14 protein-coding genes are annotated in these 15935 nt (G+C 56.4%); 8 read left to right on the top strand and 6 right to left on the bottom strand.

The genetic code is table 11. The features are described from left to right. Positions 1-3 precede the first annotated feature (3 nt). Genes trmH through gmk form a run of 4 tightly spaced genes read right to left on the bottom strand, consistent with a single transcriptional unit; the run spans position 4 to position 3785 of the window. Entirely contained in the window at positions 4-693 is a 690-nt protein-coding gene (gene trmH / locus SK58_RS01405) for a tRNA (guanosine(18)-2'-O)-methyltransferase TrmH (protein ID WP_003860922.1), read from the bottom strand. Positions 694-697: 4 nt separating this feature from the next. Next, the gene (gene spoT / locus SK58_RS01400; RefSeq protein ID WP_003860921.1) at positions 698-2812 is read right to left on the bottom strand and encodes a bifunctional GTP diphosphokinase/guanosine-3',5'-bis pyrophosphate 3'-pyrophosphohydrolase; all 2115 of its coding nucleotides are present in this window, start codon (positions 2810-2812) and stop codon (positions 698-700) included. 19 nt (positions 2813-2831) lie between these two features. Further along, positions 2832-3107, bottom strand: coding sequence for a DNA-directed RNA polymerase subunit omega (gene rpoZ / locus SK58_RS01395; protein WP_000135058.1), 276 nt, complete (start codon positions 3105-3107; stop codon positions 2832-2834). Between the two features lie 54 nt (positions 3108-3161). Beyond that, positions 3162-3785, bottom strand: a complete 624-nt coding sequence (gene gmk / locus SK58_RS01390; RefSeq protein ID WP_006177710.1) for a guanylate kinase — start codon at positions 3783-3785, stop codon at positions 3162-3164. Positions 3786-4035: 250 nt separating this feature from the next. Between gmk and ligB the strand changes: the two genes are divergently transcribed. The 8 genes from ligB to etk all read left to right on the top strand — a co-directional run bounded on the left by ligB (position 4036) and on the right by etk (position 14102). After that, the gene (gene ligB / locus SK58_RS01385) at positions 4036-5706 is read left to right on the top strand and encodes an NAD-dependent DNA ligase LigB (RefSeq protein ID WP_048219254.1); all 1671 of its coding nucleotides are present in this window, start codon (positions 4036-4038) and stop codon (positions 5704-5706) included. A 704-nt stretch (positions 5707-6410) separates the two neighbouring features. Then, a complete protein-coding gene (locus SK58_RS01380) occupies positions 6411-6707 on the top strand; it encodes a hypothetical protein (protein ID WP_017383628.1) in 297 nt (98 codons plus the stop codon). A gap of 115 nt (positions 6708-6822) precedes the next feature. Continuing rightward, on the top strand, positions 6823-7467 hold the full coding sequence (locus SK58_RS01375; protein WP_032620684.1) for a YjbF family lipoprotein: 645 nt from the start codon (positions 6823-6825) through the stop codon (positions 7465-7467). Next, the gene (locus SK58_RS01370; protein WP_023302877.1) at positions 7464-8201 is read left to right on the top strand and encodes a capsule biosynthesis GfcC family protein; all 738 of its coding nucleotides are present in this window, start codon (positions 7464-7466) and stop codon (positions 8199-8201) included. Before SK58_RS01375 ends, SK58_RS01370 begins: the two co-directional genes overlap by 4 nt. After that, complete coding sequence (locus SK58_RS01365; RefSeq protein ID WP_075262134.1) at positions 8201-10294, top strand: YjbH domain-containing protein; 2094 nt, start codon at positions 8201-8203, stop codon at positions 10292-10294. The genes SK58_RS01370 and SK58_RS01365 overlap by 1 nt, the downstream gene beginning before the upstream one ends. 43 nt (positions 10295-10337) lie before the next feature. After that, positions 10338-11471 (top strand): polysaccharide export protein, encoded by a 1134-nt coding sequence (locus tag SK58_RS01360; protein ID WP_032646765.1) that lies wholly within the window; start codon positions 10338-10340, stop codon positions 11469-11471. Then, complete coding sequence (locus SK58_RS01355) at positions 11459-11902, top strand: arsenate reductase/protein-tyrosine-phosphatase family protein (protein ID WP_033486987.1); 444 nt, start codon at positions 11459-11461, stop codon at positions 11900-11902. The genes SK58_RS01360 and SK58_RS01355 overlap by 13 nt, the downstream gene beginning before the upstream one ends. 22 nt (positions 11903-11924) lie before the next feature. Beyond that, a complete protein-coding gene (gene etk, locus SK58_RS01350) occupies positions 11925-14102 on the top strand; it encodes a tyrosine-protein kinase (RefSeq protein WP_048219251.1) in 2178 nt (725 codons plus the stop codon). Positions 14103-14128: 26 nt separating this feature from the next. Here etk and SK58_RS01345 read toward each other — a convergent pair whose 3' ends face one another. Both SK58_RS01345 and SK58_RS01340 read right to left on the bottom strand, forming a co-directional pair. Then, a complete protein-coding gene (locus SK58_RS01345; RefSeq protein ID WP_015570045.1) occupies positions 14129-14746 on the bottom strand; it encodes a trimeric intracellular cation channel family protein in 618 nt (205 codons plus the stop codon). A gap of 208 nt (positions 14747-14954) precedes the next feature. Beyond that, on the bottom strand, positions 14955-15818 hold the full coding sequence (locus SK58_RS01340; RefSeq protein WP_048219248.1) for a YicC/YloC family endoribonuclease: 864 nt from the start codon (positions 15816-15818) through the stop codon (positions 14955-14957). Positions 15819-15935 lie beyond the last annotated feature (117 nt).

Genomic DNA, 15935 nt, shown 5'->3' with positions numbered 1-15935 from the left:
GATTTACCCCGCGTACTGCATGGTGGACCACCACTCGGCATCGGCTTCAATTTCGCCCTGCGCGTTGACGTGGGGGTAAGGCAATTTCTTCTGCTTCGCAACGCGAGCCAGCACCGGATAGCCACCTTCAAACAGCAGGCGCTGCTGCTCCTCTTCAGGCAGCATGCTGTTGCTGCGCTCGTACATTCCGGCATTCTGACGCTGGCGCTGCGCTTCATACAGGATCAGCGCTGAGGCGACCGACACGTTGAGTGACTGGACCATGCCGATCATTGGAATGATGATGTCCCGATCGGCCAAATCCAGTGCTTCCTGCGTGATCCCCGTTTTCTCCTGGCCCATTAAAATACAGGTCGGACGGGTGTAGTCGATCTCACGGAAATCCACGGCTTTAGCAGAGAGGTTGGTTGCCAGAACCTGCATGCCACGCCCTTTCAGGTGCGAGACCGCTTCACCAATAGTCTGGTGAGTTTTCACGGATACCCAGCTGTTGCTGCCTGCGGCGGTGGAGGCCATGGTACGCATACGTGCGCCAGGCCAGACGGCGTGGACTTCATGCACGCCGACGGCATCTGCGGTGCGGACGATAGCAGAGACGTTATGAGGTTTATGGACCTGCTCCATGCAGACCGTCAGATCAGGCTGACGCCTGGCGAGCATTTCGCAGATTCGCTCGTAACGTTTTGAATTCATAATGCTAGTTTCGGTTACGGGTGACTTTAATGACGTCCGGCATCACGCGGATCTTGCGCATAATATTGGCCAGATGCACACGGTCACGGGCGGTCAGGCGAATAAAGGCGCTATAAACGCGGCCATCTTTTTCTTCCGTATTCAGGCTTTGAATGTTGGATGAGGCGGTGTTGATCGCTGCCGTCAGGTTCGCCAGGGCACCCTGGTGGTTGAACATATCCACCTTGATTTCAGTGATAAATTCCTGCGCCGTCTCTTTATCCCACTCGACCGCCATGAACTTCTCAGGCTCTTTCTGATAGCCACGGATGTTACGGCAGGATTCATGGTGGATCACCAGCCCTTTACCCGGGCTGACGTGCGCAATAATCGGGTCGCCCGGGATAGGACGGCAGCATTTGGCGAAGGTGATGAGCACCCCGTCAGCGCCTTTGATCGGCAGGTGACCATGATTTTGCGTGGTGGCAGGAACGGCTGTCGTTTCGCCTTGTTGCAGGTTCTTCGCCACGACCACGCTCATGGCGTTGCCGAGACCAATCTCTGCCAGCAGGTCATCCAGCGAGGCGAGCTTCATACGCTCCAGCTCATGCTGAATGTTTTCTGGCGGGATCTCTGCCAGTTTGCGGCTGCCACCCAGCGCGTGATTGAGCAGACGACGCCCCAGGCTAACGGAGTCGTCGCGCTTGAGGTTTTTCAGCAGCTGGCGGATTTTTGCGCGCGCTTTTGAGCTCACGACAAAGTTCAGCCAGGCGGCGTTAGGACGTGCCCCCGGCGCGGTAATGATCTCCACCGTCTGTCCGCTGAAGAGCGGCTGCGACAGCGGATAAGGCTGCCTGTCGACGCGGGCACCTACGCAGGCATGGCCGATATCGGTATGCACGGCGTAAGCGAAGTCGACCGGTGTCGCGCCCGCAGGCAGTTCGACAATGCGCCCTTCCGGCGTGAAAACGTAAATCTCATCCGGGAAGAGATCGGATTTAACGCTCTCGATAAATTCAAACGAGCTACCTGCGCTCTGTTGCAGCTCCAGCAGGCTCTGCATCCAGCGCTGGGCGCGGATTTGCGCGGTGGTGCTGCTTTCGCCGCCGTGCTCTTTGTAAGCCCAGTGCGCCGCGACACCCATCTCAGCCATTTGATCCATATCTTCGGTACGAATCTGCACCTCAACAGGGACACCGTGCGGGCCAATCATGGAGGTGTGCAAAGACTGGTATCCGTTCGCTTTTGGAATGGCGATGTAATCTTTGACGCGCCCCGGACGCGGCTTGTACAGGCTGTGCATCTGCCCCAGCACGCGATAACAGGTGTCTGAATCGTGGACGATGACGCGGAACGCGTAGATATCCATAATCGAGTGAAAACGCTGCTCTTTGAGCACCATTTTGCAGTAGATAGAGTACAAATGCTTTTCGCGACCGCTCACGCGGCACGGAATGCCCGCTTCCTGCAAACGCCCTTCGATTTCAGAGAGGATCTTTTGAATCATCTCTTTACGGTTACCGCGAGCGGCTTTCACCACCTCTTTAATCACGCGATAGCGGTTCGGGTACAACGCCTCAAAACCCAGCTCTTCCAGCTCGGTTTTAATGTGATGAATACCTAAACGGTGCGCCAGCGGACTGTAAATTTCGAGGGTTTCACGGGCGATGCGGCGACGTTTATCCGGGCGAAGTGAGCCCAGTGTGCGCATATTGTGGGTGCGGTCAGCCAGTTTGATGAGAATGACGCGGATATCCTGCACCATCGCCATGATCATCTTGCGGAAGTTTTCGGCCTGCGCCTCTTTCTTGTCGCGGAATTTCAGCTTATCAAGCTTAGAGACCCCTTCCACCAGCTCGGCAACGCTTTTGCCAAACAGCTGTTCCATGTCCTGGTAGGTGGCAGGGGTATCTTCGATCACGTCGTGCAGCAGGGCGGCCATCAGCGTTTCGTAGTCGAGTTTCATCTCGGCCAGAATACAGGCCACCGCTACCGGGTGCGTGATATAGGGTTCACCGCTTGAACGTGTCTGGCCCTCGTGAGCGTCACGTGCAACGAGATACGCCTGCTGAAGACGCTTAATCTGGTCTTCAGGCAGGTAGGTTTGAATCAGTTGATTCAGGCTTTCAAACAGATACAAGGGCGACCCGCAGGTTTAATTAACGACGACCTTCAGCAATAGCGGTAACAGCTTGTAATTCAGCGGCTTCCTGCTCTTGCTGCTCCTGGCGCTCACGCACGTCGAGGATCTGGTTGTTGATCAGACCTTCTTCGATTTCGCGAAGTGCAATAACGGTGGTTTTATCGTTTTCTTCCGGTACCAGCGGATCTTTACCGCCTACCTGCATCTGACGAGCGCGACGCGCGGCGACCAGCACCAGGTCAAAACGGTTACCAATTTTCTCTACAGCGTCCTGAACAGTTACGCGTGCCATACTTAAAATGCTCCACAGGTGAAGAAATGACTGGGCATGATACTGAAAGTGGGTTCAGTCTGCCAACAGTTTGGTGATTAATGCGTCATGTCGCTGCTTCTGGCGGCTCATACGCAGACGTTCTGCGCGAAGGATAGTTTTGAGATCGCTCAGCGCGGCATCAAAATCATCATTCACAATAAGGTAATCATATTCCGCGTAATGGCTCATTTCTGCAACTGCCTGCGCCATACGCTTCGCGATAACTTCTTCGCTGTCCTGGCCGCGACCACGCAGGCGGCGATCCAGTTCATCTTTCGATGGCGGTAAAATAAAGATACTGCGCGAATCAGGCATTTTCTTACGAATTTGCTGCGCGCCCTGCCAGTCGATATCCAGGAACACGTTCACGCCGGTCGCCAGTACCTGCTCAATGGTTTCACGCGAAGTACCGTAGTAGTTACCGAAAACTTCTGCGTGTTCAAGAAACGCGTCTCTGCCAATCATCGCTCTGAATTCGTCGTGATTCACAAAGAAATAGTGTTCACCGTGCACTTCACCCGGACGCGGTGCTCGCGTGGTGTGAGAAACAGAAACCTGCGTATCGTACAACGGTTGGGTTTTTAACAGTGCCTGAATAAGGCTGGATTTACCCGCGCCACTAGGGGCAGAAACAATATAAAGCGTGCCTTGAGCCATGAGAGTCTTTTGTATGTGTTAACGAAGAAGTCCTACATACGGGCTTATTATACACGTCGCCGCTGTGTGACGTAGCCTTTGTCACACTTTTTCCCCTGGATGATTAAATTTTGCGTGCCGTTTTCAGCTTTTACCTTCTTTTTGCTGCAATAAAAACAATGCGCTGAAGCGCGCTCGTAAAATGCAATTTTGTAGCTGGTCTGCGGCTCACGGGCAGGGTATACCCTTCGCAAAACAGGGAGGGGTAATAATGGTGAAATGGATAAGCATACTGATGATCTTCTTAAGCAGCGGGGCGATGGCTATTTGCCCGGTCTGGTCACCGGCTAAAGCCGGGCAGGAGATCGCGGCCCTGAAGGCGCAGCTGACCCGCTGGAATGAAGATTACTGGAAGCAGGGCCGCAGCGAGGTGAGCGACGACGTTTACGACAGGCTTAACGCCCGCTTAAAACAGTGGCAGCGCTGTTTTCACGATGAACCGCTGCACGACGATCTTCCAGCCGCCAGTGGGACGGTGAAACATCCCTTCGCCCATACCGGCGTGCATAAGGTAGAAAGCAAGCAGGCGCTTAGCCGCTGGATGGCGACGCAGCAGGATCTCTGGGTACAGCCAAAGGTGGATGGTGTTGCGGTCACCCTGGTCTACAAAAACGGCAAGCTGGTGCAGGCGATTAGCCGGGGCGACGGCTTACAGGGGGAAGAGTGGACGGCACAGGCGCGAATGATCCCCGCTATTCCGCAAACGCTGGCCGGGCCGCTTGCCAACAGCGTGTTGCAGGGTGAACTTTTTCTGCTGCGCGACGGGCATATCCAGCAGCGGATGGGGGGGATGAACGCGCGTGCGAAGGTAGCGGGGGCAATGATGCGCGCGACCGATCGCGCAGCGCTGAAGCAGACAGGCATTTTTATCTGGGCCTGGCCGGACGGCCCAAAAGCGATGAAAGCACGCCTTTCCGCGCTGGCGGAGGCAGGTTTTACCCTGACGGCCCGCTATACCCTGCCGGTTAAAAACGCGGCTGATGTGGAAGCGCAACGGACGGCCTGGTTTAAGGCTTCGTTGCCCTTCGCCACGGATGGCATTGTGGTTCGCGCCTCGGCAGAGCCGCCGGGCGAGGAGTGGCTGCCGGGGGAAGGGAGTTGGATCGTCGCATGGAAATACCTTCCTGTGGCCCAGGTGACGGAAGTCAAAGCGATTCACTTTACCGTTGGCCGTACCGGGCGGATCACCGCGATTGCGCAGCTTGAGCCGCTGATGCTCGACGATAAACGCGTACAGCGCGTCAGCTTAGGGTCGGTTAACCGCTGGCAGAGGCTGGATATTGCCCCCGGCGATCAGGTGCTGGTAAGCCTGGCGGGACAAGGTATTCCCCGGCTGGATAACGTGGTGTGGCGCAATGTGGATCGCCGTAAAACGCAGCCGCCCTCATCGCGCTATAACGGCTTAACCTGTTTCTATGCCTCCCCGGAGTGCATGGAGCAATTTTTTGCCCGGCTGACGTGGCTAAGTTCCAGGCAGGCGTTAGATATCGAAGGAATGGGCGAATCAGGATGGCGGACCCTCTATCAGGCGCATCGGTTTGAGCACCTCTTCTCCTGGCTACAGCTCACGCAGGCGCAGCTCACCGCGACGGCGGGGATATCGGCATCGCATGGCGCTGCGCTGTGGCATCAGTTTAACCTGGCGCGGGAGCGACCTTTTATCCGCTGGATCACCGCGATGGGAATACCGCTGGCCCGGTCGACGCTCAAGGCGGCAGGGGATCGCACCTGGCAGGAGCTGATTCAGCGAAGCGAAGCGGAGTGGCGGATGCTGCCGGGTGTCGGGCAGGAGAAGGCCCGCCAGATCGTAAACTGGCTGCATCAGCCTCAGATTGATGCCCTGGCAAAATGGCTGGCCGCAGAGCACATCGGTGGATTTTAATCTGCGTGCGCTCCTGAACAGACTGGCGAAGGGGCACACTTCCGCTGCCGTGAATAGCGTATTTATGAGACGCGGTTTATATACGCAATAATTATGAATATAAATGAATTATTCATGGTAAATATATTTTGAGGAAATGTTATCCCTGAACCCAGTTTCAGAATTTGCTCTGCTTGCGTTTTTATTTTCTTTGAGAGAACGCCTTAATTGATCTCAATCACTATTAATCGAGAGCAATAGCCGGGAATGAAGGAGTTATAGGTGATGCAGCCTGAGTGTTGATCGTTTTGTTGCTTTTAATTTCAGTAGGTTAACTATTTTATTAATAATATGTTGAGTGTTTTCTGGTTAACAATTAGTCATATTTATTCTGCCGGAAATCATTGCGTCAAATTATTATAAGAATTATCTTATCCAAAATTTTTAAGGTAGCTACCGCTGGGGTGCATTTCGCATCACTTCTGCGTTTTCCTTTCTTTTTGCGCCCCGTGAGGGGGTTAACTATCTGAACTCCAATTGAAGCAATTAAGGGTACCGAAATATATCCTGGCGGTTTATATGCGCTGGTGTTCAGAGCCCAGGGCTTTTACATGGATGATTTTCCGTCCCTGTCGGGCCGGAATTCAGCCCCGGGCTTTATGCCCGTTAACCGGGACCTGGTTTCCAGGTGCTCATATTTTCCTTCATTTGAATGAGGACCAAAAATGAAAAGGACGCTTTGTACAGTGCTGACGGCACTCACGCTGGCGACTGCCCTGCCTGCTATAGGCGCTACCACCGAAGCAGGTAGCACCAGCGCAGCAACAACCGGTACAACAACCGGAGCAACGGTGGGAACTACCGCTGGCACTACGGGGGGACTGGCGGCAGGCGCGATTGGGACAACCGCTGTTGTCACCACCGCTGCGATTGCCGGCGTAGCGACGTTAGCCGTTGTCGCGGCAAGCGACAGTGGCGATGACTCAGGCAATGGTACTTCCACGACGACAGTTACCCGCTAAGGCTGGTGCGCAAGGCGATATAGCCTTGCGCTGAACAGCGCAACGACTTGACCCGGTGGCGATATCAAAGCCGGGTATTTAATTGATTTCAATGTTATTTAATCAAGGATTTCTGGTGAGACTGTTTATTCTGCTCATCATGACTCTGCTGATCCAGGGATGTACGCCGAGCCAGCAGAGCATTATTGAGACCTTTAACGCCAGCCTGGACGGGCGCCAGGATGTGACGGTAACGGACGGGCAGATTCAGGTGCTCCCATACTCAACCATGTACCTGCGTCTGGATAATGGCCCGAGGATCCTGGTGGTTCTCGGATACATCGAACAGAGAAACAGTAAGTGGTTATCGCAGGATAATGCGATGATCGTCACGCATAACGGTCGCCTTATCCACACGCTCAAGCTTCCTTATAACCTGCTTGAGGTAACCAATCTTGAGCACGATCCGCTGCGCCACACGCCGCAGCTCCGCGACGGCAGCCAGTGGTCGCGTGATGTGCGCTGGCAGGAAGAGGGGCGGTATCGCTCCGCACACCTGACCTCGCGCTTCTCCCTGAGCGGGACGGAAAACCTGACCCTTGCCGGAAACACGCTACGTTGTCAGGTCTGGCAGGAGACGGTGCAGGCCGACGGCCTCGATCGTCGCTGGCATAACACCTTCTGGATTGATTCCGCCACCGGCCAGGTACGCCAGAGCGAACAGATGCTCGGCGCGGGCGTATTCCCTGTCGCCATGACGATGTTGAAGCCCGCCCCATGAACAGACTCAGAAAATGGTTACCTGGCGTAGGGCTATCTCTCTTCAGCCTGCCCGCCTTATGCGCAAGCGTCGTTACCGTGCATCAGCCGGGCAAAACGTGGTCTGCTGGACAGGCCGATACGCTCTCCCGGCTGGTCACCCAGCCGCAGCTGAACAACGTCTGGTGGCAGGGCGCTGTCATCGCAACCCCTTCCGCCACGCGGCGAGCGCAACAGACGCAACAGCAGGTGCTGGCGTCGCTTTCAGCCTGGCAGAATCGCGCCGATGACGAGCGGATCGCGACCATTCGCGCTGTCGCTACACAGACCCGCTCCCTGCGGATCGTCGGGCGGCAGTTTATCAGCCTCGATCCAGACGCCGTGCGTACCGACGCCCGCGGCGATCGTTCCCTTGAGGGCCGTTACGATCTGTGGGTCTCGCCTGCGCCCCGCACCGTCACGCTGATGGGGGCGGTCGCCACACCGGGGAAACTGGCCTGGCGTCCGGGCGCAAGCATCAGGGATTACTTACAGGGGCAGCTGCGGCTGGCTGGCGCCGACAGGAATAACGTGACCGTTATCGATCCTGACGGCAGTACGGTTGTTGCGCCGGTGGCGTACTGGAACGCACGCCATATTGAAGCAGAGCCGGGCGCTGTTCTGTGGGTGGGGTTTGATCCCCGGGCGGTGCCGGACGATTTTACCGGTCTGAATGAGCAAATCGTTGCGCTCCTGACGCGGCGGATACCTGACTGATGAACAAACTTTTTTTACTGAGCGGCCTTGCTCTGGCGATCTCTTCTGCCTGCCACGCGGAGCTGCGTACCTGGCCCGATCCGACCGGACCTTCACAGTCCGACTTTGGCGGCACCGGCCTGATGCAAATGCCCGACGCGCGCTTTGGCCGGGAAGGGGAATTCAGCGTCAACTACCGCGATAACAACCAGTATCGTTTTTACTCCTCTTCGGTCGTGCTCTTTCCGTGGCTGGAAGGGACGATTCGTTATACCGACGTCCGCACCCGCAAATACAGCAGCGACGAGGATTTCAGCGGCGATCAAAGCTACAAGGATAAGTCATTCGATTTTAAGGTTCGTCTGTGGGAAGAGGACTATAGCCTGCCGCAGGTGGCGCTCGGCAAGCGCGATATTGCGGGCACCGGCCTGTTCGACGGTGAATATCTGGTTGCCAGTAAAATGGCCGGACCGGTCGATTTTACCTTTGGAATAGCCTGGGGATATCCCGGTAATAGCGACAACGTGGGTAACCCGCTGTGCCACGACAACAATAAGTATTGCACCCGCGGCGAATCACATGATGCCGGGGATATCAGCTTTAGCGATATGTTTCGTGGTCCGGCGTCGCTGTTTGGCGGCCTCCAGTATCAGACGCCCTGGCAGCCCCTGCGCCTGAAGCTCGAGTATGACGGCAACAATTATGCCGATGATTTTGCCGGCTCCATTAAGCAGTCGAGCCATATCAACGTGGGGGCAGTCTATCGCGTTGCCGACTGGGCCGATCTCAACCTCAGCTACGAGCGCGGCAATACGCTGATGTTTGGCTTCACCCTGCGGACCAACTTTAACGATCTGCGCCCCGCGCTGCGTGATAACCCGAAACCGGCCTGGCAACCGGCACCGGCAGGCGAGACGCTGGACTATACCTCGGCGGCAAACCAGCTCACCGCGCTTAAGTACAACGCAGGCTTCGATGCGCCGGAGATCCTTCAGCACGGCAATACCTTATACATGACCGGCGAACAGTATCGCTATCGCGATCCGCGCGAAGCGGTGGATCGCGCCAACCGTATTCTGATCAATAACCTGCCCGACGGGGTCGACACGATCGCTATCACCCAGCGGCGTGACCATCTGCCGCTGGTCACGACGCAAACCGATGTCACCAGCCTGCGCAAACAGCTGGCGGGACAGCCGCTCGGCCAGGAGGAGGCGCTCAGGCAGCAGCGCGTCGAGCCTGTGGATACCACAGCGTTCGGGCGCGGCTACCGTATTCGCGCCGATCGCTTCAGCTACAGCGTCAAACCGACGCTGGCGCAGTCGCTGGGCGGTCCGGAAGATTTCTATATGTTCCAGGTGGGGGTGATGGCCAGCGCCAGCTACTGGCTGACCGATCGTCTGCTGCTCGACGGCGGCGTGTTCGCCAACCTCTATAACAACTACGACAAGTTCAAATCCTCGCTGCTTCCCGCTGACTCCAGCCTGCCGCGCGTCAGAACCCATATTCGCGATTATGTCAGCAATGACGTCTACATCAACAACTTACAGGCCAACTATGTCGATGCGCTGGGGCACGGCTTCTATGCCCAGATTTATGGCGGCTACCTCGAAACCATGTACGGCGGTGTGGGAGCAGAGGCGCTCTGGCGCCCGCTTGATAGCGACTGGGCGCTGGGCGTGGATGCGAACTACGTCAAGCAGCGCGACTGGGACGACATGATGCGCTTCACCGACTACAGCGCGCCAACCGGATTTATCACCGCCTACTGGAACCCGGCGAAGCTCAACAGCGTGCTGATGAAGCTGAGCGTCGGGCAGTACCTGGCGAAGGATAAAGGCGCCACCCTCGACGTCGCGAAGCGATTCGACAGCGGCGTGACGGTAGGCGCCTGGGCGGCGCTGACCAACGTCTCGAAAGAGGATTATGGCGAAGGTGGCTTTAGCAAAGGCTTCTACATCTCGATCCCGCTTGATCTGATGACGATCGGCCCAAATCGCAACCGGGCGGTGGTCTCGTGGACGCCTCTCACCCGTGATGGCGGCCAGATGTTAGGCCGTAAATATCAGCTCTATGACATGACGTCAGAACGCGAAACCCCGGTAGGGCAGTAGTACCGGATGAAACAGGCATTACTTAACCAGATGATTTTCCTGAATGAAAAACGTTAAATTTTCCGTGCTTGCGTTGGCTATGATGGCGTTAAGCGGTTGTACTATCGTACCGGGCCAGGGACTTAGCACCCAGGGCAAAGATATTATCGATCTGCCTGACAGCAATTACGATCTGAATAAGATGGTCAACGTCTATCCGCTCACGCCGGGGCTGGTGGAGCAGTTGCTGCCTGGCAAAGTCGACTCCCGCGCGAATCCTGAACTGGATCGCCAGCTCCAGAACTACCAATATCGCATCGGCGTCGGCGACGTGCTGATGGTTACCGTCTGGGACCACCCGGAGCTGACCACCCCCGCAGGTCAGTACCGTAGCGCCAGCGATACGGGCAACTGGGTGAATGCCGATGGCACGATCTTCTACCCCTATATCGGCAAAATCCGCGTCGTCGGCAAAACGCTGGCCCAGGTGCGCGATGAGATCGCCGCCCGGCTGGACTCGGTGATTGAGAGCCCGCAGGTGGATGTCAGCGTCGCGGCGTTCCGCTCGCAAAAAGCCTACGTGACGGGCGAAGTGGCCAAGTCTGGCCAGCAGCCCATCACCAACATTCCGCTGACCATAATGGATGCGATCAATGCGGCAGGCGGCCTGACGTCGGAGGCGGACTGGCGCCACGTGGTGCTGACCCATAACGGCCAGGACACGCACATTTCGCTCTACGCGCTGATGCAGCGCGGCGATCTCACCCAGAATAAACTCCTCTATCCGGGCGATATTCTCTTCATTCCCCGTAATGACGACCTGAAAGTGTTTGTCATGGGCGAGGTGGGTAAACAGAGCACCCTGAAGATGGACCGTAGCGGCATGACGCTGGCGGAAGCGCTGGGTAATGCGCAGGGCGTAAATCAGGATATGGCCGACGCCACGGGGATCTTTGTGATTCGTCCGTTGCAGGGCAAGCAGAACGGCAAAATCGCCAACGTCTACCAGCTTAACGCCCGGGATGCCACCGCGATGGTGTTGAGCACCGAATTTCAGCTTGAGCCTTACGACATCGTCTATGTCACCACCGCGCCGCTGGTGCGCTGGAACCGCGTGATCTCTCAGCTTGTGCCGACCATTACCGGCGTACATGACCTGACTGAAACAGGGAGATATATCAGAACATGGCCAAACTAACGTTTAACGCCATCCTGGTGATCTGTACCGGCAATATCTGCCGCTCTCCCATTGGGGAACGGCTGCTGCGCCGGCTGCTTCCCGCCGCCCGGGTCGATTCAGCGGGAACGTGTGGCCTGGAAGGGCGCGCCGCCGATTCACAGGCGACAGAGATCGCCGCCGAACGCGGCACTCTGCTTGAGGGCCACGTGGCGCGCAGGCTCACCCCCGCCATGGTGCGCGACTACGATCTGATTCTGGCGATGGAGCTGGAACATATCGAGCAGGTCACGGCTATTGCACCGGAGGCGCGCGGCAAAATGATGCTCTTTGGTCACTGGACGGGCAGAAAAGAGATCCCGGACCCCTACCGTAAAAACCGGGACGCATTTGAATATGTTTATGGGCTGCTGGAGCAGGCCAGTCTGGAATGGGCGAAACGGCTCAGTTAATCACACGGGATAGTTACGTTTTATGTCAACAAATAACCTTCACGCCCATGATGCGTCTGCCGCGAATAACGAGATCGATCTTGTGCGCCTGTTGGGTGAGTTGCTCGACCACCGAAAATTTATTCTCATCCTTACCGCGCTGTTCACGCTGGCGGCACTGCTTTATGCGCTCTTTGCCACACCAGTTTATCAGGCCGATGCGCTGATACAGGTGGAACAGAAGCAGGGCAACGCGCTACTCAGTAACCTTAGCGAGTTCATCCCTGACTCCTCGCCAGAGTCGGCGCCGGAGCTTCAGCTTCTCCAGTCGCGCATGATCCTCGGTAAAACGATTGATGACCTGAACCTGCGCACGCAGGTAAGTGAAAACTATTTTCCCCTTGTCGGACGCGGCTGGGCGCGACTCACCGGGCAACAGCCTGGCATCGTCGATATCCGTATGCTCAATCTTCCCCCTGTCGCGGGTCGGGCGCAAAAGCTGACGCTGACCGTCGGCGAGAAGGGCCACTATCAGCTGGAAGGCGATAACGTGACGTTACAGGGCGTCGTGGGACAGCCACTGAGCGCGGCGAATATCGCCATTACCATTGCCGCTATCCAGGCGAAGCCGGGTACGCAATTTACGATTACACAGCTGAGCGAGCTGGAGGCCATTGACGCGCTACAGCTGCGTTTTTCCGTGAGCGAGCGCAGCAAGGACAGTGGGATGCTTGGCCTGACCATCACGGGGGAAGATCCCGATGAGATGGCGCGCGTGCTTAACTGCATCGCCGATAACTATTTACAACAGAACGTGGCTCGCCAGGCGGCGCAGGATGCGAAAAGCCTGCAATTTTTGAAGCAGCAGCTTCCGCAGGTGCGCAGCGAGCTGGACCAGGCCGAGGAGAAGCTCAACCGCTATCGCCAGCAAAATGACTCCGTTGACCTGAACCTGGAGGCAAAAGCGGTGCTGGAGCAGATTGTAAATGCGGACAATCAGCTCAATGAACTGACCTTCCGGGAAGCGGAAATTTCGCAGCTCTACAAAAAAGATCACCCCACCTACCGGGCGCTGATTGAGAAACGCCAGACGCTGGAGCAGGAAAAAAACCGCCTGAATAAACGGGTATCGTCCATGCCGTCAACCCAGCAGGAGGTGTTGCGCCTGAGCCGTGATGTGGAGTCGGGACGCGTTATCTACCAGCAGCTGCTTAACCGCGAACAGGAGTTGAGCATCGCCCGGTCGAGCGCAATTGGTAACGTCCGCATTATCGATCCGGCCGTGACCCGGCCGCAGCCAGTCAAGCCGAAAAAAGCGCTGGTTGTCGTTCTGGGGGTTCTCCTGGGTCTGTTCGTCTCTGCGGGCTGGATCCTGGCGCGCAGTATGCTGCGTATGGGCATTGAAACGCCGGAGCAGCTGGAGGAGCACGGGATTAACGTCTATGCCACCGTACCGCTGTCGGAATGGCTGGCTAAAAAGATGCGTTTGCGCAAAAAAGACTTTATGTCCTCAGGGCTGCGCCATAAGACCAAACATATCCCCTTCCTGGCGGCGGATAACCCGGTCGATCTCTCCGTGGAGGCGATTCGCGGCCTGCGCACCAGTCTGCATTTCGCGATGATGGAGTCAGCGAACAATATACTGATGATCTCTGGCGCCACGCCTGACAGCGGTAAAACCTTTGTCAGCAGTACCCTGGCGGCCGTCGTGGCGCAGGCGGGCCAGAAAGTGCTCTATATTGATGCGGATATGCGTCGCGGGTATGCCCATGATCTGTTTAAGCTCGACAATACCTGCGGCTTATCGGAGATGTTGTCCGGTAAGGCGGAGTATACCCAGGGCGTTCAGACCTTCGATAAAGGCGGGTTCGATACCATCGTGCGCGGGCAGATCCCCCCTAATCCGGCGGAGCTTCTGATGCATACGCGTTTCCAGCAGCTGCTGGACTGGGCGAATGAACGCTACGATCTGGTGATTATCGATACGCCACCGATCCTGGCGGTCACCGACGCGGCTGTTGTCGGCCGTCGCGCAGGCACCACGCTGCTGGTCGCCCGCTTCGGGATGAACAGCGTGAAGGAGATGCTGGTCTGTGTACAGCGTCTGGAGCAGAGTGGCGTCAATACCAAAGGGGTGATTCTCAACGGCGTCGTTAAGCGGGCAAGCAACGCTTACGGCTACGGCTATCATCACTACGGTTACAACTATTCGAGTAATTGATTATCCGGCGCCTGCCCGTTCTGACATTAATGCGCATTGTGTTTGTAATGAAAAACGGGCAGGCCCAGCTTAAGGCGCAATGCCAGCATACGCGCGGTGAAGCCAAACAGCAGGGTGGAGATAACCACCACATCGTGGCTGGTGACATAGTGCTGCAAGGCGACATAAAGCACTGCCGCGGCAAAGGAGATGCCGGCATACAGTTCCTTCTGGAAAACCAGCGGGATACGCTTGCAGAACATATCCCGCAGCACCCCGCCAAACACGCCCGTGATCACGGCAGCAATGGTGGCGATAACCGGGCCTTCACCCATATCGAGAGCGATTTGTGCGCCAATGATGGAAAAAACAATCAGCCCAAGCGCATCCAGCACCAGGAACACGCGGCGCAGATGAGGCATCACCGGGGCCACAATCGTGGTTAGCACGGCTGCCGTTGCCACGATAATGACGTACTCAGGGTTTTTGACCCAGCCGAGCGGATAATGGCCAAGCAGGATATCGCGCACGGACCCGCCGCCGAGCGCGGTGGCCGTGGCAATAATAATCACGCCGAAGGTGTCCATACGGCGACGTCCGGCAGCGAGCGCGCCGGTCATGGCTTCTGCGGTAATGCCAATAAGATAGAGAATGTGAAGCAGCATAAACCCTCCGGAATGAAGAGGAGGAGATTAGCGATTTGTGCGGAAGATCACGATTGAGATTTTCTAAGGCGAGGGGGTTTGCCCTACAGAAATTTATCAACGCATGCCTGGCGGGCTTGTGATAAGGCGGGAGGAAAAGAAAGTAAGGCTAAATAAGGATTAGAAAAAGTAATGGGTGGTGTGCGAGGCAACACCACCCTGAAAGGAATTACTCGATATTCTGGATCTGCTCGCGCATCTGCTCAATCAGGACCTTCAGCTCAATCGCTGAATTGGTTACCTCTGCATTGATAGACTTAGACGCCAGCGTGTTCGACTCGCGGTTGAACTCCTGCATCATAAAGTCGAGACGGCGGCCTACCGCTTCTTTCTTCTTCAGAATGTTGTAGGTCTCTTTAACGTGCGCTTCCAGACGATCCAGCTCTTCAGCCACGTCCACACGCTGCGCCATCAGCACCAGCTCTTGTTCCAGACGGTTGTTTTCCAGCTGAACTTCCGCCTCTTCCAGTTTGGCGACAAGACGCTCACGCTGCCATTGCAGCACTTCTGGCATATGAGCGCGCACTTTAGCGACTTCGGCGCTCACGCCTTCAAGGCGTTGCTCAATCATCGCTTTCAGCGCCTGGCCTTCGGTTTCGCGGGCAACGATAAAGTCGTCCAGCGTGCCGTCGAGTGCAGCCAGGATTTCAGCGGTAATCGCGTCCAGATCCTGCTCTCCGGCGGCCATCACGCCAGGCCAGCGCAGAATATCAACCGGGTTGATCTCGCCTTCATCGCTCTGCATTTTGACCCAGTTCGCCGCATTAACCAGCTGTTTTGCCAGCTTTTCGTTCAGGATCAGTTCGCCCTGTGCACTGGCATCGGGCTCAAAACGCAAATTACATTCCACTTTCCCGCGGGTCAGACGCGTACGGATACGCTCACGCACCACAGGCTCCAGGTTGCGGAACTGTTCCGGCATACGGAAATACGTTTCCAGATAGCGCTGGTTTACCGAGCGCATTTCCCAGGTAGCGCTACCCCAGCTACCCTTGATTTCACGCCGGGCGTAGGCGGTCATACTGCGGATCATAGACATTCCCGTTTTTAAAGGAGAGATGGGGGGATTATAGCTTTCAGGGGCTTCTCAGGATAGGAATAAGCGTCCTTTATCCGTATAATGCGCAGCCACATTCGTTTCAAGCCGGAG

Origin of the sequence: Enterobacter sp. BIDMC93 (genome assembly GCF_001037805.1) — a bacterium.
Lineage (GTDB): Bacteria > Pseudomonadota > Gammaproteobacteria > Enterobacterales > Enterobacteriaceae > Enterobacter > Enterobacter hormaechei_C.
Note: the sequence above shows the minus strand (reverse complement) of the source record. Positions and strands in the feature narration are given on the sequence as shown.

What these genes read in the sequence shown, in the direction of transcription:
- SK58_RS01370 (WP_023302877.1), top strand. Translation starts at nt 7,464, where the DNA reads ATGAACAGACTCAGAAAATGGTTACCTGGCGTAGGGCTATCTCTCTTC.
- rpoZ (WP_000135058.1), bottom strand. Translation starts at nt 3,107, where the DNA reads ATGGCACGCGTAACTGTTCAGGACGCTGTAGAGAAAATTGGTAACCGT.
- SK58_RS01365 (WP_075262134.1), top strand. Translation starts at nt 8,201, where the DNA reads ATGAACAAACTTTTTTTACTGAGCGGCCTTGCTCTGGCGATCTCTTCT.
- gmk (WP_006177710.1), bottom strand. Translation starts at nt 3,785, where the DNA reads ATGGCTCAAGGCACGCTTTATATTGTTTCTGCCCCTAGTGGCGCGGGT.
- ligB (WP_048219254.1), top strand. Translation starts at nt 4,036, where the DNA reads ATGGTGAAATGGATAAGCATACTGATGATCTTCTTAAGCAGCGGGGCG.
- SK58_RS01340 (WP_048219248.1), bottom strand. Translation starts at nt 15,818, where the DNA reads ATGATCCGCAGTATGACCGCCTACGCCCGGCGTGAAATCAAGGGTAGC.
- SK58_RS01345 (WP_015570045.1), bottom strand. Translation starts at nt 14,746, where the DNA reads ATGCTGCTTCACATTCTCTATCTTATTGGCATTACCGCAGAAGCCATG.
- trmH (WP_003860922.1), bottom strand. Translation starts at nt 693, where the DNA reads ATGAATTCAAAACGTTACGAGCGAATCTGCGAAATGCTCGCCAGGCGT.
- etk (WP_048219251.1), top strand. Translation starts at nt 11,925, where the DNA reads ATGTCAACAAATAACCTTCACGCCCATGATGCGTCTGCCGCGAATAAC.
- SK58_RS01380 (WP_017383628.1), top strand. Translation starts at nt 6,411, where the DNA reads ATGAAAAGGACGCTTTGTACAGTGCTGACGGCACTCACGCTGGCGACT.
- SK58_RS01360 (WP_032646765.1), top strand. Translation starts at nt 10,338, where the DNA reads ATGAAAAACGTTAAATTTTCCGTGCTTGCGTTGGCTATGATGGCGTTA.
- SK58_RS01355 (WP_033486987.1), top strand. Translation starts at nt 11,459, where the DNA reads ATGGCCAAACTAACGTTTAACGCCATCCTGGTGATCTGTACCGGCAAT.